The following is a 21,693-nucleotide window of genomic DNA, read 5'->3' as shown; positions in this document are numbered from 1 at the left end:
CTCGTGCGCACCGGCTGTCACCCGTCCCATGGTTCCGCCATGGCGACGGCCACCTTGCGGGGGCCGGTGAACGGTTCACGGCCGTGCGCGGCCAGCATGTTGTCGACGACGAGCACGTCGTCGCGCTGCCAGTCGAAGCGGGTGGACGCGGCCCGGTAGGCGGCCCGCAGATGGTCCATCACCTCGTCGGGGATGCGGCCGCCGTCGCCGTAGTACGTATGGGTGGGCAGGTCCTCCTCGGAGCAGATCTCCCGCAGGCCCTCCTGGACCTCCGGGGCGAGCGTGGTGACGTGGAAGAACGTGGCGTGGTTGAACCAGACGCGGCTGCCGCTCGCGGGGTGGGTGTGTACGGCCCGGCGTACGGCGGTGGTGCGCAGTCCGCCGTCCGGCCGCCAGTGCGGTTCGATGCCCTTGCCGCGGCAGTACTGCTCGACGGCGGCCCGGTCCTGGGTTCCGAACGCCTCCTGCCACGGCACGCCGAACTCGGCGTGGAAGTTGCGGACGACCTGCCAGCCTCTGCGCTCGAACTCCTCTCGAACCGCGGGGTCGATGCGCCGGTAGACCTCGCGGATGTCGGCGAGCGGGGTGGCGCCCAGTGTGTGCGCGGGCTCGATGCAGTGGAAGTACAGGGTGTTCGGCCAGGTCGCCTGGTACGAGTTCTCGTTGTGCAGGAAGATCTCCTCGTCGGCCGGGTAGTCCGTCGACGTGTAGACCTGTCCCTTGATGGTGGAGCGCGGCGAGGAACGCTCGGCGTAGCGCAGCGGGGCGCTGCCGGAGAGGGCGTGCACCACGCCTTCGAACCCGTCGACGCCTCCGACCTCGAAGGCGCGCAGCAGGATCGCCCCGCGCTCACCGAGGACCGTCCGCAGCTTCTCGCGGTGAGCGGCGATGTACTCGTGCACCGGGGTGCCGGGCTCTGCGGTGAATTCGATCGCGGTCATGCGACCAGTACTCCTGTCTCCAAGCTGGGAACCAGCTCCTCGTAACGGTGGATCTCGACGGGACCGGCAGCGCCCGCCTCCCGGGCCAGCGCCGCGAACACCCCGTCGACCATCGGCAGGTCCTGTACCAGCCACGTGTCGGGGCTGTTCGGCTCGGTGTGCTCGACCAGCACCGGGCCGTCCTGGCAGGGCTGTACGTCGACTGGCCTCAGGTCCGTGATGACGCCGACGCCGATCGCCTTCACCACCGCTTCCTTCCGGGTCCAGCAGCGGAGGAAGGCGCCGGTACGCGCGCTCTCGTCGGGCCGGGAGCAGACGTGTGCCAGCTCCGTGGCGCTCATGACAAGCTCGGCCGCGCCGTCGACGTCCAGGCTGCGGTCGCCCTCCAGGTCGACGCCGACCCGATGGCCGACGACCACGGCGAGCAGCCAGTGCGGCCCGGAGCGCGAGAGGTTGAAGTCCAGGTCGGTGGGCGGCCACTCGATCCTGGGCCGGCCGTGCCGCGGGTGTGCACAGCGCGGGCATGGACGTCTGCCGAGGACCACCTCGCCCGGCGGCACGCCGAGGTAGTGGGAGAGAACCCGGCGCAGCGCCGCGTGCGCGGCCGCGTAGCGCACCGCGGCCGGGTCCGGCAGACGGCGGACCCTTTGCCGCTCTTCCTCCGACAGCGGGTCGGTGTCGCCGGGCGCGAGCGTGTCGGGGCTCCGGCCCCGCCAGATGTGGACCGCGCTGCGGTCCCTGAGCCGTTCGTATGCGGTGGTCATCGCCTCAGTCCGTTCATCGGTGGGTCGCGCGTGGGCGGAGCGGGACGGTCAGTCCGACATCGCGACCAGGATCCGGCGCTCGCCGGTGAAGGGGCGGCGGCCATGGGCCAGCAGGACGTTGTCGATCACCAGGAGGTCACCGGTGCGCCAGTCGACGTCGACGGCGTGTTCCAGGGCGCGGTCGCGTATCTGCTCGACGTACGCGGCCGGGATGGGGCTGCCGTCGGCGAAGGTGACGTTCTGCGGCAGGTCCTCCTCGGGCAGGATCTGCGCCAGGGCGGCCGCGGTGTCGTCGCCGAGGCCGGCGGGGTGCCACTGGTCGGACTGGTTGAACCACACCTCCGTGCCGATGACGGGATGGCGAGTGGTGGCCGGGCGTACCGATGAGACGCGCAGCCCGCCGTCGGCCCGCCACTCCCAGGTGGCGCCGGTCGGGTCGAGGAACGCCTCCACATCCGCGCGGCTGGTCGTCTCGAAGGTGTCCTGCCAGCTCTTGCCCAGGCCGTAGCCGTCGTGCAGGTTCTGCACATAGCGCACGCCGCCCGCGAAGGCCTCGCGCACCTCGGCGTCCAGGGAGTTCAGCCACAGCCCCGCGTCCACCACCGGGGTGGCGCCGCCGCTGCCCGGCTGGATCTGGCAGTAGAAAGCGAGGCGGGCCGGCCAGGCGTGGGCGTAGCTCATCTCGTTGTGCATCGAGATGGTGAACTCCTGCGGGTACTCGGTGGAGGTGTAGACGTTGCTGCCGACCTTGGTGCGCGGCGAGTTGCCGTGCACATAGGCGAGCCGGTTGGGCAGCAGCAGGTCCAGCACCTCGTCCAGGTGATCGTGGGTGACCTCGAAGCCCCGGAAGACCAGGCCCTTCTCCTCCGTCAGCAGCCGGGTCAGTTCCCGCGTTCCCATGTCCTCGAGACGGGCGACGAGTTCGCCGGCGTCGCCGCCGAACTCGGCCTCGATCTCCAGCGGGGTCCAGATGTCGGTCTGTGTCATCGGTTCATGCCTCCAGATCCTTGGTGATGTCGGCGACCAGCTCCGCCTCCCAGGGAGCGAGGTAGAAGTGGTCGCCCCGGTAGGCGCGCAGGGCGAAGTCATCGGCCCGGGTCAGCTCGGACCAGGCCAGTACGGAGTCTGGGTCGCAGCCGGGGTCCTGGAGCCCGAGACACGCGGTGATCGGGGCCCACGTCGACACGGGCGGTGACGCGGGTCGGTAGTTCTCGACAAGCCGGTAGTCGGCGCGCAGCGCGGGCAGCAGCAGTTCGCGCAGCTCGGGGATGTCGTACGCCTCGGAGCCCAGCGAGCCCAGTCGGCGTACCCCGGCGAGCAGTTCGTCGTCGCCGCGACGGTGCAAGCCCGTGCGGCGGATCCGGTGGGGCGCCGAGCGGGCCGAGACGATCAGCCGGCGCGGCACGACCCCGTGCCGGGACTGCAGCCGCAGGGCGGTCTCGTAGGCGACGGTCGAGCCCATGCTGTGCCCGAACAGGGCGAGCGGACGATCTAGGCGAGGCAGGAGTGCGGCGGTGACAGCGTCGGCGAGCTCTGCCATGTCCTCGGCGAACGGCTCGGACAGGCGCTCCTGACGGCCCGGGTAGCGGACTGCGAGCAGTTCCACGTCCTTGGGCAGCCGTGCTGCCCAGCCGTGGAAGAGCTGGGCGGTTCCGCCCGCGTGCGGGAAGCACACCAGACGAATCCGGGGCGGCCGGCCGGACGCGGCCGGGTAGGTCCTGAGCCACGGGTCCCCCCACCCGGACCGGTCAGCCCCCCGTGATGCTGCCGGTGCCCGTGTCGGTCCGGTCATCCGTGATCTCTCCCTTCAAATCCGGTGCCAGGACGGCGAGCAGGGCCAGTACGGCCATGGCGGCGGCGATCGCGCGGACAGTGGTCTCGGCCCCCCAAGCCGCGAGAAGCAGGCCTGCCGCGACCGAGCCGAGTGCGTTGGTCCCGGAACCGATGAGTCCCGCCGTGGCGGCGACCCGGCCCTGAAGGGCGTCGGGGGTGGTGCGGACCTGGTAAACGGACGCGCCGACGTTGAACACCGCGCCGACGAACCCGGTGCCGGCGTACAGCGTGCCGAGCGCCACCGGCTCGCTGGTGAGGCCCATCGCACCGATCAGCAGCGCCCACGCCACGGCCCCGCCGATGAGCAGCATGCGCTGGCGCATCCGGCGCTGAATCCGGCCGCCCGCGAGTGCTCCGCACAGGCCGCCGACGCCGCCGATCCCCAAGACGACGGCGAGCGTCGCCGAGGGCAGCCCCGCCTCCTTGATCCGCAGGATCAGGGCGAGTGCCAGCATCTGGAACAGCACGTTGGTGCCGGCGACGTACCCGAGCGCCGCGCGCAGGAACCGCTGCCGCCACAGCCAGCGCATCCCCTCCGCGACCTCCGTCGCCATCCGGTGCCGGCAGGTACGGTCGGCGCGTTCCTGCTGGAAGTCCTTGCGGATCAGCAGCAGGGAGAGGGCGGAGACCAGATAGCCGAGCGCGCCGAAGCCGAACGGCAGCCAGCGGGCCGCCGACTGCAGCAGCACCCCGCCGGGCTGGCCGAGCAGCCCGGCCGCCCGGCCTCGCGCCTCGTTCTGCGCGAGAGCGGTCGGCAGGTGCGCCGGATGCACGATGTTGCGTACGGCGCCCCGTTCGGCGAGCCGGTAGAACACCGCGAGGGACGCCTCGACGAAGGCACAGGCCGCCAGGTGTGCCACCGTCATCCGACCCGCTGCGAGGGCGAGCGCGACGCTGCCGACCGCGACCAATCGGCCCGCCTCGCACACCAGCATCAGCCGCCGCCGGTTCCAGCGGTCCACCAGCGCGCCGGCCGGCAACTGCACCAGCAGCAGCGGCAGCAGGGCCGCCGTGGACACAACGGACATGGCCAGCGGGGAGCCGGTGTGCCACAGCACGATCAACGGGTAGGCGACTGCCGTGACGCGGGCGGCGAGGAAGGACAGGCTCGCCCCGGACCACAGCAGCAGGAAGTCCCGGTTGTGGCGCAGCGGACGGTCCGGGCCTGCCTCCGCGGCCGTCGCGGATCCGTCGGCGGGCCCGTCGACGGCCTCGGCGCCCTCGACGTGTGTCATGCCCGGCACCAATCCAGGACCGCCATCGCGCTGTGCATCTTGTTCTCGGCCTGCGCGAAGGCGATGCTCGCGGGGCCGTCGAGGACCTCGGCGGTGACCTCGTCGCCGCGGTGCGCGGGCAGGTCGTGCATGAAGACGGCCTTGGGGTTGGTCTCCCACAGCGCCTCGGTCACCTGGAACGGGGCGAAAACCGTGCGCCAGTCGGGGTCGGGTTTGCTGGTGCCGGTGGTCTGCCAGCGCGTGGTGTAGACGACGTCAAGGTCGGCAGGCAACTCGCCCATATCGTGGCGCTCGCGGAACACTGCCCCGTACCGTGCGGCCTGCTCGGCCGCGCGCTCGCGGTAGGAGGGGGTCAGGCCGTAGCCGGGCGGAGTGCGCAGTTCGAACTCGACGCCGGGGAAGCGGGTCAGGGCGAGGGAGAGCGCGGAGGCGGTGTTGTTGCCCTCGCCTACGTAGAGCACACGCAAGCCCTCGACCTGGCCGAAGTGCCGGCGCATCGTGGTCAGGTCGGTCAGTGCCTGGGTGGGGTGCTCGTCGGCGCTCATCGCGTTGATCACGGCCATCCGGTCCTGGGCGGCCCAGGCGCGCATCTCCGCGGGGTCGCCCGCGGTGCGGGCGACGAGGACGTCGAGCATGCGGGACATCACCCGGCCGGTGTCCTCGCTGGTCTCACCGGTGTTGAGCTGAAGGTCGTCGGGGCCGTACGCGATGATCTGCGCGCCCAGACGCAGTGCGCCGCTGGAGAAGGCGGTGCGGGTACGGGTGGAGGTCCTGCTGAAGTAGACACCGACGACGTCCCCGGCGAGCGGAGTCGGCCGGCCGGCGGTGCCGGCCGAGAACTCCGCCCCCCGGGCGACCAGAGCCTGCAGATCCGCGTCGTCGAGGTCGTCGATGGAGATCAGGTGCCGTACGGGTGCCACGGATTGCTCCTCTTTCCTTCAGGGGTGCGGGCCGGCCGATGGGTGGCGGGCGGGGCTGTGCGCTCCCCGTGCGGGGAGCGCGGGGTCATGCCCCTTCCTCCTCCGTGACGACGGGGGCGAGGACCGCCGGGAGCCCGTCGCCGCCCTCGGCCGTGCGCCAGTCGGAGGCCAGGCATCCACTGCCGAACCCGGCGTGCGTGCGGCCCAGTTCGGCGGTCAGGTGTCGGACGACGGCCTTGCCGGAGTCGGCGTTGGTCAGGGCGACGAATCCGGTGCCGCCGTGCAGATGGCTGATCGCCATGTTCCAGTAGCCCGAGGGCTCGCCGCCGTGCCCGAACTCCAGGTCGTCGCCGCTGTCGTCGACGATGGTCCCGAGCCCGTAGAACGTGCCGGTCTCGCCCGCCAGCAACTCCCGGGCCAGAGCCTGAGGGATCAGTGCGTCCGGGGCGCCGAGAAGAGCGTCCCGCACCGCGACCACGAACCGGGCGGTGTCCGCCGCCGTCGTCCACAGCCCCGCGGCGGCGAGGTGGGCGCGGGTGCGCCAGCCGCCCTTGAGCGGGGCGCCGTGAACGTCGTGGCCGAGGGCCACGGGCAGGCCGGCGGTGTGCGGGTGGTCCTGGTCGAAGCTGCTGTCGGCGAGACCGAGCGGGTCCAGCACGAGACGCCGCATCAGTGGCTCGAACGGCTCGCCCGTGACGTCCTCCAGCACCTGCTGGACCACCCAGTAGTGCGTGCTGCTCTTGCGGAACACCTCCCCCGGCGGCAGCTCGCGGCGCACCCGCGGGGTAGCGGCGGGTGGCCTGCCCTCCAACAGCTCGAGCAGGCTTGGCACCGGCTCGCCGGGGCGGCAGCCGGGGCCGCGGTACCGGGCGAGCCCGGCGCGGTGTCCGAGCAGCATCCGCAGGCTGATGCGTCCCGGAGCATCCGCTGCCTCGTCGAGGTGCCAGGAGGTGAGGTAGTCGTCGATGTCGGCGTCCAGGTCGACGATTCCCCGGTCCACCAGGCACAGCACGCCCAGCGCGGTGACGTGCTTGCTGATGGAGCCGACCTGGAACAGCGTGCGATCCGTCACCGGCGCGTGGCTGCCGGCCGCCAGCACGCCGTGGCCCTCGACGGCCGCCACCGCACCGTCCCGGATGACGGCGATGGCGACACCGGGCACGTGATGCTCGGTCATGACGGTGTCGATGCCCTCGGCGAGTCCGCCCGGTGTGGCGGGGGCCCGGTCCCGCGGCGCGGCGGAGAGCAGCGCGGCGGCCCGCGTCACCGCCTCGCTCGTCTGCTCGGCGCCTTCCCCGCCGACCTGCCGGAGCAACTGCGCCAGCAACTCGGCGGGCACCTCGACGGTGCCTGAGGCCGCGGCTTGCGGCCGGGTGGCGTCCGCGTCCGCCGGGCTCGCGTCCCGGGACGCGGCCGGGGCCGCACCGTGCCCACCGTCCGCGGCGGCCGCGTCCCCGTCCACCGCCGCCGCCAGGTCGATCAAGGTGTCATGCTGGTACATGCGGTAGATCGAGACCGCGAGGCCGGCGGCGCGGGCCGCGGCCAGGATCTTGATCATCAGCAGGGAGTGACCGCCGAGGTCGAAGAAGCGGTCGTGGACGCCGATCTGCTCGACGCCGAGGACCTCGGACCAGATGGCGGCCAGCGCCTTCTCCGTCGGCGTGCGCGGTGGCACGTGCTCCGTGCCGGTGCGCAGCGCACCCCGGTCGGGCACCGGCAGGGCGCGCCGGTCGACCTTGCCGTTGGCGTTCAGCGGCATGACGTCCAGGGCCACGAAGGCCGCGGGCACCATGTAGTCGGGCAGGCGCACCGCGCAGTGCTCGGCCAGGACCTCGGGCGCCGGGGCCGCCTCGCCCGCCGCCGTCCAGTACGCCACCAGGCGGCGGTCGCCGGGCACCGGCTCGTGGACGGTGAGGAACGCCTCGCGGACCGCAGGGTGTTCGGTGAGGACGGCCTGGATCTCGCCGAGTTCGACGCGGTAGCCGCGGATCTTGACCTGGTCGTCGATGCGGCCGAGGAACTCGACGACACCGTCGGGGAGCTGACGGACCAGGTCGCCGGTGCGGTACAGACGAGCACCCGGCACCTCTCCGTACGGGTCGGGCACGAAGCGCTCCGCGGTCAGGTCGGGGCGGCCCGCGTACCCACGCGCCACGCCCGTGCCGCCGACGTACAGTTCGCCCGGCACACCCACCGGCACCGGATACATCGCCGAATCCAGCACGTATGTCCGCATGTTCGGCAGCGGACGCCCGATCGGGACCACCTCGCGGCCGGCCGGCTCCGTCACCGGGAAGACCGTGGAGCCGACGGACGCCTCGGTCGGGCCGTACTCGTTGATCAGGCGATCGGGGCCGAGGATGTCCAGCGACCGGTCCGCCGTGGTGCCGGGCAGCGCCTCGCCCGCCACCACCACGACCGCCGCCAGCTCATCCGCCTGTTCGGTGGTGAGCTGCTCCGCGAGCAGGTCCAGGTGGCCCGGGGTCAGCTTGACGAAGCTGTACGGCGCCTCGGCCAGCAGCGCACGGCCCAGTTGCCCGGGCTCGGTGTCCTGGGGTACCGCGAACACCCGCTGCCCGGTGACCAGTGGTGCCCACAGGTTGGGCACGACCAGGTCGAAGGCGACCGAGGAGAACAGCGCGGCACCTCCGGTGCCGCGCGCGGCGAGTTCGCGGGCCGCCCAGGCCACATGGTTGACCAGACCACGGTGGGTGACCTCGACACCTTTGGGAACACCGGTGGAGCCAGAGGTGAAGATGACATAGGCCAGCCGGTCCAGATCGTCCACCCGCACCGGCGCGGTCGCGGGCCAGGCGCTGACGTGCGCGTCGGCGAGCAGCACCTGGGCGGAAGAGAACCGGCCGGCGTACGCCTCGGAGGTGAGCGCCACCCGGGCACCCGAGGTCGCCACGATGGAGGCGACGCGCTCCACCGGGCAGGACGGGTCGACCGGCACATACGTGCCGCCCGCCTTCCACACCGCGAGCAGAGCCGCGATCAGGGAGGGACCCCGGTCCAGCTGGACCGCGACGCGCGCTTCGGCGTCGACGCCGCGCTCCCGCAGGGCGTGCGCCAGCCGGTTGGCCTGCGCATCCAGCTCGGCGTACATCACCGTCTCCGTCCCGAGGGTCACCGCCGGAGCGTGGGGGACGCGGGCGGCCTGCGCCTCGAACAGCTGGAGCACGGAGGCGATCTCGGCCTCGTGCGCGGCGTCGTTCCAGGTCACCAGCTGCCGCTCCAGGTCCTCGGCCGGCAGCGGCACCAGGCGGGCGTCGCCGGCCGGGTCCTCGGTTATGGCGGCCAGGACCGCCGCGTACAGCGCGGTGAGCCGGTCGGCGTTCTCGCGGGACAGCGCGTGGGTGTGCGTGGCCATCAGCAGGTAGCCGGAGACCGCCGACACCGCGAGGTCGAACTCGGTCGCGCCCTCGCCGGAGCTGTCGGCCAGGTCGACGCGCTCGGTTTCGACGTGGTCGAAGTCCTGGTAGCTGAAGCGGACGTCCAGCAGGCGTTCCACCCCCGCGTCGTGCTGGATCGCCGGCATCGGGTGCCGACGGTGCTCCCACATGCCCGCCTCGTGCGCGAAGACGTCTCGGACCAGTTCCTCCCAGGTGCGGTCACGGTCCGCGTCGAATGCGAACGGCAGGGAGTTGAGGTACATGCCGTACACCCGGTCGGCGCCCGGCGCCTCGGGGCGGGCGCTGAACACCAGGCCCGAGTGGAACCGGGTCTCCTCGGTGAGCAGGCTGAGCACCTTCAGATGTGCGGCCAGCAGCACGCTCTTGACCGAGACGCGGGCCCGGGCGGCCAGCGCGCGCAGCCCGGACTCGTACGGGCCGAGCTGCACGGCGACCCGGTAGCGCTCCCGCTCGGCGGTGCGGTCGCCGGCCCAGGCCGCCGGCAGGGAGAAGCGCGCGTAGCCGCTCGTGACCCGCCGCCAGTACGCCCGGTCCGGCTCCGACTCCAGCGAGCGCAGTTCGGCGGCGACGAAATCGGCGTAGCGCACGGGCGGCGTGGGCACCTCGGACGGTTCCCCGCCGTCGCGCACCCGGCGGTACTCGTCGAGCAGCTCCATCAGCAGCGCCCGGTGGCTCCAGCCCTCGGTGATGGCGTGGCAGACGGTCAGCCCGAGCCGCCAGCCGTCGTCCTCGACGTGAGCGGTCATCCGCAGCAGCGGTGCCCGCTCCAGGTCGAACAGGTCGGCGCGCTCACGGGCGATGAACTCCCGGACGGCGGCACGCCGTTGCTCTTCGTTCAGCTCCCTCAGGTCGTGCACGGCCACTGGGACGGTGGCCTCGGAGTGCACCACCTGGAGCGGCTGTGTGCAGCCGTCGAGGTGGAAGGAGGTGCGTAGCATCTCGTGGCGGGCCGCGACCACGTCGGCGGCGACGCGCAGCGCCGGCTCCGAGAACGGCTCCGGCTCGCTGATCCGGAACGAGGAGACGTTGTGGTAGGCGTGCCCGGTGTCGTCCGCCAGCATCTCCAGGACCATGCCGAGCTGCACCTGCGTCAGCGGGTAGGCGTCCACGGCGTCGCCCGGGAGCGTCTGCCGGTCCTCGGCGCCGATCAGCGCGAACCGCTCGACGGGCACATCCACCTCGGTGCGCGCGGGGCGGCCGGTGAGGAACTCGCTCAGCTCGGCGACCGTGCGGTGCTCGAAGACGTCCCTGACCCCGATGTCGAATCCGGCCGCGCGCAGCGCGCCGACGAGCGCGACGGCGCGGATGGAGTGGCCGCCGATCTCGAAGAAGCCGTCCTCGACACCGACCCGGTCCCGCCCCAGCACCTGGGCCCATATCCCGGCGATCCGCTCCTCGGTCACCGTGCGCGGCGCGACATGACCGTCGTCCACGGCCGCATCGGCGTCCGGGGCGGGCAGGGCACGCCGGTCGACCTTGCCGTTGGCGTTCAGCGGCAGGGCGTCCAGAGCGATCAGAGTCCCGGGCAGCATGTACTCGGGCAGCCGGTCGGCCAGATGGGCGCGTACGGAGTCTGCGGACGCGTCGGCCGGCGCATAGTACGCGGTCAGCGGGCCCTCGTGGACGGTGAGGAACGCCTCGCGGACCGCGGGGTGTTCGGTGAGGACGGCCTGGATCTCGCCGAGTTCGACGCGGTAGCCGCGGATCTTGACCTGGTCGTCGATACGGCCGAGGAACTCGACGGCCCCGTCGGAGAGCTGACGCACCAGGTCACCGGTGCGGTACAGGCGGGTACCCGGTGAATCACCGTACGGGTCCGGCACGAAGCGCTCAGCAGTCAGGTCGGAGCGGCCCGCGTAACCGCGCGCCACGCCCGTGCCGCCGACATACAGCTCACCGGGCACACCCACCGGCACCGGATGCATCCCCGCATCCAGCACATACGTCCGCATGTTCGGCAGCGGACGCCCGATCGGCAGGACGTCGGCCTCGGTGTCACCGGGAACCGGGAAGATCGTGGAGCCCACGGACGCCTCGGTCGGCCCGTACTCGTTGATCAGCTCCGTGTTCGGTGCGAGCGCGCTCCAACGCTCCAGCGTGGCGCGGGTGAAGGCCTCGCCCGCCACCACCAGCACCGGCGCCAGCGCGGCCGCCTGCTCGGCGGTGAGCTGCTGGGCCAGTACGTCCAGATGCCCCGGGGTCAGCTTGACGAAGCTGTACGGCCCCGAGGCGACCAGGTGCTCGCCCAGGTCGGCCAGGGTGACGTGCTGCCCCACCGTGTGCACGGCCTGCCCGGTCACGAGCGGCGCCCACAGGTTGGGGACGACCAGGTCGAAGGCGACCGAGGAGAACAGCGGGGCGCCTCCGGTGCCGCGCGCGGCGAGTTCGCGGGCCGCCCAGGCCACGTGGTTGACCAGACCGCGGTGGGTGACCTCGACACCCTTGGGAGTGCCGGTGGAGCCGGAGGTGAAGATGACATAGGCCAGCCGGTCCAGATCGTCCACCCGCACCGGCGCGGAAGCCGGTAGCCCGGCCAGGTCCGGCAGCTCGCTGAGCGTCACCACGGCCGCGGAGGCCTCACGCATGGCGGTGACCCGGGCCGCCGGGTAGGACGGGTCGGCCGGGACGTAGGCGCCGCCCGCCTTCCACACCGCTAGCAGGGCGGTCAACAGGTCGGGGCCGCGGTCCATCCGGACCAGCACCCGGGACTCGGCCGTGACGCCGAGGCCGCGCAGGTGGTGGGCGAGCCGGTTGGCACGGGCGTCCAGGTCGGCATAGGAGACGGTGGCGCCCGCGTGGTCGACGGCGACCGCGTCCGGGGTGCGGGCGGCCTGCGCCTCGAACAGCTGGAGCACGGAGGCGGCCTCGGCCTCGTAGGCGGTGTCGTTCCACTCCGCCAGCTGCCGCTCCCGCTCGCCCTCGGGCAGGAAGGTGACCTGGGCGTCGCCCTCGGCATCCGCGGCCATCGCCTCCAGGACCTGGCGCAGCATCTGTGCGAGCCGGTCCGTGGCGCTGCGGCTCAGGGCACGCGGGGAGGCGGTGAGGACGAGGTGGCCGATGCGGGCCGAGACGCCGAGCGAGAACTCGGTGGGACTGTCGTCGATGCTCGCCAGGTAGTCGACCTGGTCGTGGTCGACCTGGTCGAAGTCGTGGTAGCTGAACCGCATCTCGACCAGCCGCTCGGTGTCGGCGAGTTCACGCTGGATGACCGGCATCGGGTAGGTGCGGTGCGGCCACAGTTCTACCTCGCGGGCGAACACGGCGGCGACCAGCTCGCGCCAGGTGGCCGCGGAACGGTCGTACGCGAACGGCAGCGTGTTCAGGTGCATGCCGTAGACCCAGTCGGCGCCGAGCACCTCGGGCCGTGCGTTGCACACCAGACCGGTGAAGAAGCGCTCCTCCTCCGTCAGCATGCTGAGCGTCTTGAGGTGAGCCGCGTGCAGCACGCTCTTGAGCGAGGAGCCCGCCTTGGAGGCCAGTGCGCGCAGCCTGTCCTCCAGGTCGTGGAAGGGCACGGGGACGCGATGGGGGGCGCCGGCGTCGTCCGGGCGGCCGTGCCACGCGGCGGGCACGGTCAGCGGCGGGTAGCCGTCGACGACGGACTGCCAGTAGGCGCGGGACTCCTCGGAGCCCAGGGCGTCCAGTTCCGCGGCGATGAAGTCGGCGAAGCGGACGGCCGGGGTGCCGGACCCGGCGGGCTCCCGGCCGTCGCGGATGCGGCCGTACTCCTCCAGGATCTCCATCAGCAGCGAGTGGTGGCTCCAGCCGTCCAGGATCGCGTGGCACTCGGTGTTGGTGATCCACCAGCTTCCGTCACCGGCCACGTGCGCGTGCAGGCGCAGCAGCGGCGGCGTCGTCAGATCGAACAGGGCAGCGCGTTCCTGCCGGACGAACTCCCGAAGTTCCGACAGGAGCTGGTCCTCGGACAGATGAGAGACGTCGCGCACACCGATCGGCAGCTCGACGGCTGCATGCACCAGCTGCATCGGTACGGAGTACCCGGTGAGATCGAAGGAGGTGCGCAGGACGTCGTGTCGGGCGGTGACCACGGCGGCGGCCTCGCGCAGCGCCTCCGCGGAGAACGGCTGTTCGTCGCGGATCCTGAACGACGTGGCGTTGTGGTACGGGTGCCTGCCGTCGTCGGTCAGCATTTCCACAACCATGCCGAGCTGCACCTGCGACAGCGGGTACGCGTCGACGACGCCCTCCGAAAGCCGGGCCGCGTCCTGAGCCGTGATCAGCGAGAACGGCTCGGCCGTACGGCCGGTGTCGGTCGGCGCCGGGCGTCCGGTGACCAGTTCGGCGATGCGGGCGACGGTGCGATGCTCGAAGACGTCGCGCACGGCGAGGTCGTAGCCGATGGCCCGCAGCCGGCCCACGAGGGCGACGGCACGGATGGAATGCCCGCCCAGCTCGAAGAAGCCGTCCTCGACGCCGACCTGCTCCAGGCCCAGGACATCTGCCCACACGGCGGCGATGCGTTCCTCGGTGACCGTGCGGGGGGCGACGGATCCCGCCGGTCCCAGGGCTTCCCGGCCGGGCGCGGGCAGGGCCCGCTTGTTGAGCTTGCCGTTGGTGGTCAACGGCAGCGCCTCCAGGACGACGAACGCGGCCGGGACCATGTACTCGGGCAGTCGGCCAGCCAGATGAGAGCGCAGGGCGCCCGGAGCTGGCACGGCCTCGTCGGCCGGGGTCACATACGCGACCAGCCGCTCGTCGCCGGGGGTGTCCTCGCGCACCAGCACGACCGCGTCCCGCACATCCGGGTGGACGGCCAGCGAGGTCTCGATCTCACCGAGTTCGATGCGGAAGCCCCTGATCTTGACCTGGTCGTCGATGCGGCCCAGGAACTCCAGCTGCCCGTCCGCCAGCCGGCGGGCCAGGTCACCGCTGCGGTACAGGCGGGACCCGGGTGGCCCGTACGGGTCGGGCACGAACTGCTCCGCGGTCAGCCGCGGCCGATTGAGGTAGCCGCGCGCCACACCGGCGCCGCCCACGCAGATCTCCCCGGGTACGCCCACCGGCACGGGCTGGCCGTCCGCGTCGAGCAGACAGACGCTCAGGTCCGCCAGCGGCCGGCCGACCGGACTGGCCCCCTGCGCGTCCAGGTCCTGTCCGGTCACGCGGTGGTAGGTGGTGTGGACGGTGGTCTCGGTGATCCCGTACATGTTGACCAGGGCGATCCGGTCGAGACCGAACCGCTCGGCCCAAGGCCGCAGATCGGACACCTCCAGCTTCTCGCCCCCGAAGACCACCGCGCGCAGGGCCAGCTCGGCATCGGTGCCGACCAGGGCACGGAACGCGGTCGGCGTCTGGTTCAGGAACGTGACCCGTTCGCGCACCAGGAGGTTGAGGAACTCCTCGGGGGAGCGCACGACGGAGTCCGGGACGACGACGAGGTGGCCGCCGTACAGCAGCGCTCCCCACATCTCCCACACGGAGAAGTCGAAGGCGTAGCTGTGGAACAGTGTCCACACGTCCGTCTCGGTGAAGGTGAAGTGCTCGTGGCCGCGGTCCATGAGGCGGACCACGTTGCTGTGGGTGAGCGCGACCCCCTTGGGCCTGCCGGTCGAACCCGAGGTGTAGATCGTGTAGATCAGGTTCTCCGGACTGCCGGCGACGGCCGGGTCGGTGTCGGGATGGGCCGCGATGAGATCCTCGTCCCCGTCAAGCAGCAGCAGCTTCCCCTCGAACAGGCGGGCGTGGGCCTGCGAGGTGACGACGACGGGGGCCTGGGCGTCGTCCACGATGTAGGCGATCCGGTCCGCGGGGTTCGCCGGGTCCAGCGGCAGGTACGCGGCGCCGGACTTCAGGATGCCGAGCAGTGCGGGGATCAGCTCGATGCCCCGCTCCAGGCTGAGACCGACCAGGGTCTCCGGGCCGGCCCCCTTGGCGATCAGGGCATGGGCGATGCGGTTGGCGCGGGCGTTGAGCTCGGCATAGGTCAGCGTGGTGCCCGCGAAGGAGACGGCGACGTGGTCCGGGGTGCGCGTGGCCTGTTCCTCGAACAGCTCGTGCACACGACGGGTCACCGGGCCCGGCTGTTCGGCCGGACGGATCAGCACGGCCCGCTCCTCGTCCCCGATGATCTCCAGCGCGGACAGCTGCGCGATGGGGGCGGCTGCGATGTCGGTGAGCAGGCGCAGCAGATGGCTGCGGAACCGCTCCACCGTCGTACGGTCGAACAGCGCCGTCGCGTACTCCAGGTGCCCGCCGAGCGATCCGTCCCCGCCCTCGCGCAGCTGCAGGTCCAGGTCGAACTTGGCGACCTGTCCCGATCCCTCGAAGGGCGACGCCTCGATGCCAGGCAGCACGAATGCGGCATCCCGGTCGCCGTGCAGGGTGAACGCGACCTGGAACAGCGGGGTGCGCGACAGGTCGCGCTCCGGCCCGATCTCCTCGACGACCCGGGCGAAGGGCAGCTCCTGGTGGTCGTAGGCGTCCAGAACCGTGGCGCGGGTGCGGGCCAGCAGCTCGGTGAACGTCGGGTCGCCGGACAGGTCGCCGCGCATCAACAGGGTGTTGATGCCGTAGCCGATCAGCTGCTGCAGCTCCGGGCGGCCGCGGCCGGAGACGACGGTGCCGACCGCGATGTCGGTGCGGCCCGTGTAGCGGGCCAGCAGGGTCTGGTAGGCGGCGAGGAACAGCATGAACAGCGTGCTGTCCTGGGCGGCCGCCAGGTCGCGCAGCCGGGCCGCGAGCGGTTCCGGCACCTCGAACGGCACCGTGGCGCCCGCACCGTCCCGCACCGCTGGACGCGGCCGGTCCGCGGGCAGATCGAGAGGAGGGAGGTCCGCCAGCCGGTCCGCCCAGTATTCGATGTGACGTGTCATCACGTCTTGGGTGAGCTGCTCGCGCTGCCAGGCCGCGTAGTCGGCGTACTGCACGGCGAGCGGGGCCGGGGCCGCGCCGTTGTACAGCTCGCTCAGCTCCTGGCCGAAAACCTGCGTGGACCACGCATCGCAGGCGATGTGGTGGAAGACCACCGCGAGCACGTGCTCGTCGGCGGACAACCGGATCAGCCGACCGCGCACCGGCCAGTCGCGGCCCAGATCGAAGGTGCGGGACAGGTCCGCCTCGACCAGGGCGTGCGCCGCCTTGTCATCCGCGGCCTGAGAACGCACCAGCGGCAGCGGGCCGGGGGCGTCAACGACCTGGACCGGCTCGTCGTCCCGCAGGATGTAGCGGGTGCGGAGGATCTCGTGCCGTTCCACCACCACCTGCCAGGCCAGATCCAGGGCGTCGGCGTCGAGCGGGCCGCGCAGCCGCAGCACCAGCGGCACGAGGTACTCGGGGCTGTCGGGCTCCAGTCGGCTGAGGAACCACATCTGCTGCTGTCCGTACGACAGCGGCAGCGGGGCGCCGCGGTCGGCGCGCGGGATCCCCGTACGGCGCGGTGCGGCGGCACTGCCGCCGGCGAGACGGCGGCGCAGCAGCTCAGCACGGAGCGCGTCGGCATCGGTGCCCGAGACGACGGGCGTGTCCATGTTCCCGGTGCTCATGCCAGGTGCTCCTTGCTCCGCGATGTGGTGTCGGCGGTGGGAAGGGTGCCGACGGCGTTCAGCAGTTCGGTGTCGGACAGCGCGGCCACCTCCGCGGCGACGCGCTCCTCGACGACGGCCGCGAGCTGAGCGACCGTCGGGCCCTCGAAGACCGTGCGGACGGCGAAGTCGATCCCGTACTCCTGCTGGATCCGGGAGATCAGGCGGATCGCGAGGATCGAATTGCCGCCGATGTGGAAGAAGTTGTCGTGCGCCCCGGCCTGGACGCCGAGCAGGTCGGCCCAGATCTCCGCGACGGCCTCCTCGACCGGACCGCGCGGCGGGACGTGCGCGTCGCTGTCGAGCAGTCCGGGTGCGGGCAGCGCCCTGCGGTCGACCTTGCCGTTGGCGTTGACCGGGACGGCCTCCAGCGCGGTGAAGGTCGCCGGGATCATGTACTCCGGAAGCCGCGGCGCGCAGTGCGCGGTGAGGTCGGGCAGTTCGGTGCCGGGCTCGGTGGGCACCGCATAGCAGGCCAGCGCGGGCTCGCCGCCTTCCGGCCGGTGGACGACGACCACCGCGTCGCGCACCGCGGGGTGCGCCGCCACCACGGCCTGAACCTCGCCGAGTTCGACGCGATAGCCGCGGATCTTGACCTGGTCGTCGAGCCGGCCCAGGAAGGACACGGCGCCGTCGGGCAGTCGGCGGACCAGGTCCCCGGTGCGGTAGAGGCGGGCGCCGGGTTCGCCGGCGTACGGGTCGGGTACGAACCGCTCGGCGGTCATCTCGGGCCGGCCCGCGTAGCCGCGGGCGACAACCGTGCCGCCCACGTACAGCTCCCCGGCCACGCCGACCGGGACCGGCCGCATCGCCGCGTCCAGCACGTACATCGTCATGTTGGGCAGCGCTCGCCCGATCGGCAGGACGTCCGGAACCGGCCCGGCGCCCTCGGGCGGCACGGGATGGACCGAGGTTCCGACGGACGCCTCGGTCGGCCCGTACTCGTTGATCAGTGTCATGTCCGGGGCCAGCTCCCGCCAGCGCGCGAGCGTGTCACGGGTGAACGGCTCGCCCGCCACCACCATGACCGGGGTGAGGGCGCCCGCCTGGGCGGGGGACAGCTGGTGGGCGAGGATGTCCAGATGTCCCGGCGTCAGCTTCAGGAAGCTGAACGGGGCGGCCTCCGCAAGACGCTTGCCCAGCTCGGACGTGTCCGTGTCCTGCGGCAGCAGGACCAGCCGCTGGCCGGTGACCAGGGGCGCCCACAGGTTCGGCACCACCAGGTCGAAGGCGACCGAGGAGAACAGCGCCGCGCCGCCGTAGTCCCGTCCGGCCAGCTCCCGCGCGGCCCACGCCACATGGTTGGTCAGCCCCCGGTGGGTGACCTCGACGCCCTTGGGCGTGCCGGTCGAGCCCGAGGTGAAGACGGTGTACGCCAGCCGGTCCAGGTCCCTGGTGCGTGCGGGCGCGTCGGCAGGGCGTACGGCGATCTCGGCCGCGTCGGCGTCCACCCGCAGCACCCGCAGCCCGGGTACGGTGAACCGCTGCTCGTACGCCGAAGAGGTCACCACCACCCGTACCCCGGCCGCCTCGCACATCGCGGCGATGCGCTCCGCCGGGTACGACGGGTCGACCGGCACGTAGGCGCTGTCGGCCTTCCACACCGCGAGCAGCGCGGTCACCAGGTCCGGGCCCCGGTCGAGCAGGACCGCGACGCGTGACTCGGCGCCGTCGCACAGGGTGCGCAGCTGGTGGGCGAGCCGGTTGGCGACGGTGTTCAGCTCCCCGTACGGGACGGTTCGGGCGCCGAAGGCCAGGGCAGTGCGCTCAGGGGCGGTGCGGGCCTGCTCCTCGAAGCGCTCGACGACGGTGCGCTCGTCGTGCTCGTACGCCGTGTCGTTCCACTCGTCGACCAGCAGACGGCGCTCGTCGTCGCCGAGCAGCTCCAGCTCGCCGAGGGGCGTTCCGGGGTGCTGCGCGACCCGGTCGAGCAGAGTGAGGAAGTGGCCGGCCATCCGCTCGGCGGTGGCCCGCTCGAACAGCGAGGTCGCGTACTCCAGGACACCGTCCAGGGCGCCCTCGGGGGTCTGCCGCATGAACAGCGACAGGTCGGTCTTCGCCACCTGCCAGACCTCGGTGAACGCAGCCAGGTCCGAGTCGTCGGTGACGACGGAGGTCACGCCCTCACTGTGCAGGTCGAAGGCGGCCTGGTAGAGGGGCGTGCGGGATAGGTCGCGTTCGGGCTGGAGCTCGTCGACGAGCCGCTCGAAGGGCAGCTCCTGGTGGACGAAGGCCGTGCGGGCGGTGTCCCGGACCCGCCGCAGGGCCTCGGTGAAGGTCAGTTCGGCGGACAGTGCGCAGCGCACGACCAGGGAGTTGAGGAAGAAGCCGACCATGTTCTCGGTCTCGGGCCGGGTGCGGCCCGCCACCGGGGTGCCGACGGGCACGTCCCACTGGCCGCTGTATCGGGCCAGGAGCGTGGCGTACGCCGTCAGCAGCGTCATGAACGGGGTCGCACCGTGCGCACGGCCCAACTCGTCGAGGCCGGCGGCCGTCCCGGCCGGGACCCGGAAGGGGACCATCGCGCCGCGCGGGTCGCGGACCGCGGGCCGGGGCCGGTCGGCCGGCAGGTCGAGCGGGCCGATGCCGTCGAGGGCGGTCCGCCAGTGGGTCAACTCGCCCTCGACGACCTCCTCGGTGAGCCAGGCGTGCTGCCATGCCCCGTAGTCGGCATACTGCATGGCCAGCGCGGGCAGTTCCGGCTCGCGGCCGTCCTGATACGCGGCGCACAGCTCGCGCAGCTCGCGGTCCAGGGCCACCGTCGACCAGCCGTCGCAGGTGATGTGGTGCAGTGTCAGCATCAGCAAGTGGTCCTCGCCGGCCAGCCGCACCAGCAGCGCCCGCCACAACGGCCCCTCGGCCAGGTCGAAGCCGCGCGCGAACTGCTCACCGAACAGGGCGGGCACCTCTGCGCGCCCGGCTTCCTCGACGCGCAGCTCGACCCGGGCGGCGCCCGGGTCGTCGATGACCTGGCGGGGCTCGCCACCCTCAGCGACGTACCGGGTGCGCAGCGGTTCGTGCCGGGCGGCCAGCACGTCCAGGGCGCGCCCCACCGCCTCCGGCGCCAGCTCGGCGGGCAGCCGCAGGAACAGCGGGGCCACCCACTCGGGGCTGCCGGGGTGCATCCGGTCCAGGAACCACAGGCGACGCTGTCCGGAGGAGAGCGGAAGCTCGCCGGAGCGCGGCACCGGGAGGATGTCGGGCTCGTCGTCGGCCGGGACGGGCTGGGCGCCGACGACGGTAGTTCCCGTCGGGTCGGGCTGCGTGCCGGGCGGTGGCGCGGCGAGCAGCTTGGCCTGGGCCTCGACCGTCGTGGCTGCGAACAGACCCCGCAGCGAGACCTTCTCGCTGGACGCGGCGCGCAGTCTCGCCGCCAGCCGGGTGAGTTGCAGTGAGGTGCCGCCCAGGGCGAAGAAGTCGTCGAACGCTCCGACGCGCTCCTTGCGGAGCAGTTCGGCCCAGACGCCGGCCACCATCTCCTCCGCGGCGTCGCGCGGGACGGTGTACTCCGGCTGCCGGGCGGCGGCGATCTCCTCGGGGCTGGGCAGCGCGGCGCGGTCCACCTTGCCGTTGGGCAGCTGCGGGAAGGCGTCGAGCGTGTGGAAGAAGGACGGCACATGGCTGTCGGGCAGCCGTTCGGCCAGGAACACGCGCAGCTCGGCGCCGTCCACTGCGGCGCTCACCGTCAGATGCGCGGCCAGCCGCTTGCCGCCGTCCTCGGCCGGATACGCGGTGACGACCGCGCCGGTGACCGACGGGTGGGCGGCGAGCGCGGCCTCGATCTCGCCCGGCTCGATGCGCACCCCGTTGACCTTCACTTGGTCGTCGAGGCGGCCCCGGTACTCCAGGGTGTGGTCGGCACGCCAGCGCACCTGGTCGCCGGTTCGGTAGAGGCGGGCGCCGGGCTCGGTGGCGTACGGGTCGGGCACGAACCGATCGGCGGTCAGGTCGGGGCGGCCGGCATAGCCACGGGCGACCTGCGGGCCGCCGACGTACAGCTCGCCGGGGACGCCCAGCGGAACCGGGGCGCCGTTCGCGTCGAGGACGAGCAGCTTCGTGCCGGGCAGCGGGCGGCCGATGGGCACCGCGCCGGTGGTGACGGACGGGTCGGCCTGCTGCGCGGTGACATCGATGGAGCACTCGGTCGGACCGTAGGTGTTCCACACCTCGACGCCCTCGCCGGCCTTCTCCCGCACCCGGGCGACCAGTTCGGAATGCAGCGGCTCACCGGCCGAGAACAGCAACCGCAGCGCGTCGCAGCATTCCCAGCCGTCTTCCGCCACCAGCAGCCGCAGCACCGACGGCACCACCTGCAGCACGGTCACGCCGAAGTCGCCGACCGCGCGCAGCAGCGCCGCCGGGTCGTGCTCGGCACCCGCCGGGGCCAGCACCACGGTACCGCCGCAGACCAGCGGGGCGAAGATCTCCCAGCCGGCCGCGTCGAAGCCGACAGTCGTCTTCTGCAGCACCCGCTCACCGGGACCGAGCCCATGCCGCTCCACGGTCCAGCCGACCCGCCGGGCGATGCCCGCGTGGGTGACGACCACGGCCTTGGGGCGGCCGGTGGAACCGGAGGTGAAGATGGCGTACGCGACGTTGTCGGGGCCCGCGGCGACGCCGTCCCCGGGGGCGTCGCCGGCCTCGGGAAGCTCACGGGGATCGACGCGGCGGGCTCCGGCCTGGCGCACGGCGACGTCCAGCTCCGGTGCGGCCAGCACCAGGTCCACCCCGGAGTCGCGGATCAGGTCCGACAGCCGCGCCGAGGGCTGGGCGGGGTCGAGCGGGACGTAGCCCGCCCCGGCCCGCCACACGCTCAGCAGCGTGACCACCAGGTCGAGCCCGCGGGGCAGGCTCACCCCGACGAGCGTCTCGGGCCCTGCGCCCAGGCCCCGAAGGCAGCGGGCCATGCGTGCGGACGCACAGTCCAGCTCCTCGTACGTCACCGCCCGGTCGCCGTCGACGACGGCAACGGCGTGCGGCGTACGGAACGCCTGCTCGGCGAAGCGTTCCGGAAGCAGTTCGGCGTTCACGGCAACTCCTGTC

Annotated in this window: 8 protein-coding genes; all 8 read right to left on the bottom strand. The window is 72.5% G+C overall.

Going from position 1 to position 21,693, the window contains the following annotated elements:
* Nucleotides 1–17 precede the first annotated feature (17 nt).
* Complete coding sequence (locus DDQ41_RS16185; protein ID WP_109295129.1) at nucleotides 18–941, bottom strand: TauD/TfdA family dioxygenase; 924 nt, start codon at nucleotides 939–941, stop codon at nucleotides 18–20.
* Complete coding sequence (locus tag DDQ41_RS16180) at nucleotides 938–1,705, bottom strand: 4'-phosphopantetheinyl transferase family protein (RefSeq protein ID WP_109295128.1); 768 nt, start codon at nucleotides 1,703–1,705, stop codon at nucleotides 938–940. Before DDQ41_RS16180 ends, DDQ41_RS16185 begins: the two co-directional genes overlap by 4 nt.
* Nucleotides 1,706–1,753: 48 nt before the next feature.
* Nucleotides 1,754–2,692: a TauD/TfdA family dioxygenase gene (locus DDQ41_RS16175; protein WP_109295127.1), complete on the bottom strand. Its 939-nt coding sequence runs from the start codon at nucleotides 2,690–2,692 to the stop codon at nucleotides 1,754–1,756.
* A gap of 4 nt (nucleotides 2,693–2,696) precedes the next feature.
* A complete protein-coding gene (locus tag DDQ41_RS16170; RefSeq protein ID WP_262508476.1) occupies nucleotides 2,697–3,380 on the bottom strand; it encodes a thioesterase II family protein in 684 nt (227 codons plus the stop codon).
* 73 nt (nucleotides 3,381–3,453) lie between these two features.
* Entirely contained in the window at nucleotides 3,454–4,773 is a 1,320-nt protein-coding gene (locus tag DDQ41_RS16165; RefSeq protein WP_109297763.1) for an MFS transporter, read from the bottom strand.
* Nucleotides 4,770–5,693 (bottom strand): ornithine carbamoyltransferase, encoded by a 924-nt coding sequence (locus DDQ41_RS16160; RefSeq protein ID WP_109295125.1) that lies wholly within the window; start codon nucleotides 5,691–5,693, stop codon nucleotides 4,770–4,772. The genes DDQ41_RS16165 and DDQ41_RS16160 overlap by 4 nt, the downstream gene beginning before the upstream one ends.
* Nucleotides 5,694–5,778: 85 nt before the next feature.
* Nucleotides 5,779–16,611, bottom strand: a complete 10,833-nt coding sequence (locus DDQ41_RS16155; protein WP_109295124.1) for a non-ribosomal peptide synthetase — start codon at nucleotides 16,609–16,611, stop codon at nucleotides 5,779–5,781.
* Nucleotides 16,608–21,680: a non-ribosomal peptide synthetase gene (locus tag DDQ41_RS16150; protein ID WP_109295123.1), complete on the bottom strand. Its 5,073-nt coding sequence runs from the start codon at nucleotides 21,678–21,680 to the stop codon at nucleotides 16,608–16,610. The genes DDQ41_RS16155 and DDQ41_RS16150 overlap by 4 nt, the downstream gene beginning before the upstream one ends.
* Between the last annotated feature and the right edge of the window lie 13 nt (nucleotides 21,681–21,693).

The sequence above is a fragment of the Streptomyces spongiicola genome (genome assembly GCF_003122365.1).
In the GTDB taxonomy this organism is placed as follows: domain Bacteria; phylum Actinomycetota; class Actinomycetes; order Streptomycetales; family Streptomycetaceae; genus Streptomyces; species Streptomyces spongiicola.
Note: the sequence above shows the minus strand (reverse complement) of the source record. Positions and strands in the feature narration are given on the sequence as shown.

What these genes read in the sequence shown, in the direction of transcription:
- DDQ41_RS16185 (WP_109295129.1), bottom strand. Translation starts at nt 941, where the DNA reads ATGACCGCGATCGAATTCACCGCAGAGCCCGGCACCCCGGTGCACGAG.
- DDQ41_RS16180 (WP_109295128.1), bottom strand. Translation starts at nt 1,705, where the DNA reads ATGACCACCGCATACGAACGGCTCAGGGACCGCAGCGCGGTCCACATC.
- DDQ41_RS16175 (WP_109295127.1), bottom strand. Translation starts at nt 2,692, where the DNA reads ATGACACAGACCGACATCTGGACCCCGCTGGAGATCGAGGCCGAGTTC.
- DDQ41_RS16165 (WP_109297763.1), bottom strand. Translation starts at nt 4,773, where the DNA reads ATGACACACGTCGAGGGCGCCGAGGCCGTCGACGGGCCCGCCGACGGA.
- DDQ41_RS16155 (WP_109295124.1), bottom strand. Translation starts at nt 16,611, where the DNA reads ATGAGCACCGGGAACATGGACACGCCCGTCGTCTCGGGCACCGATGCC.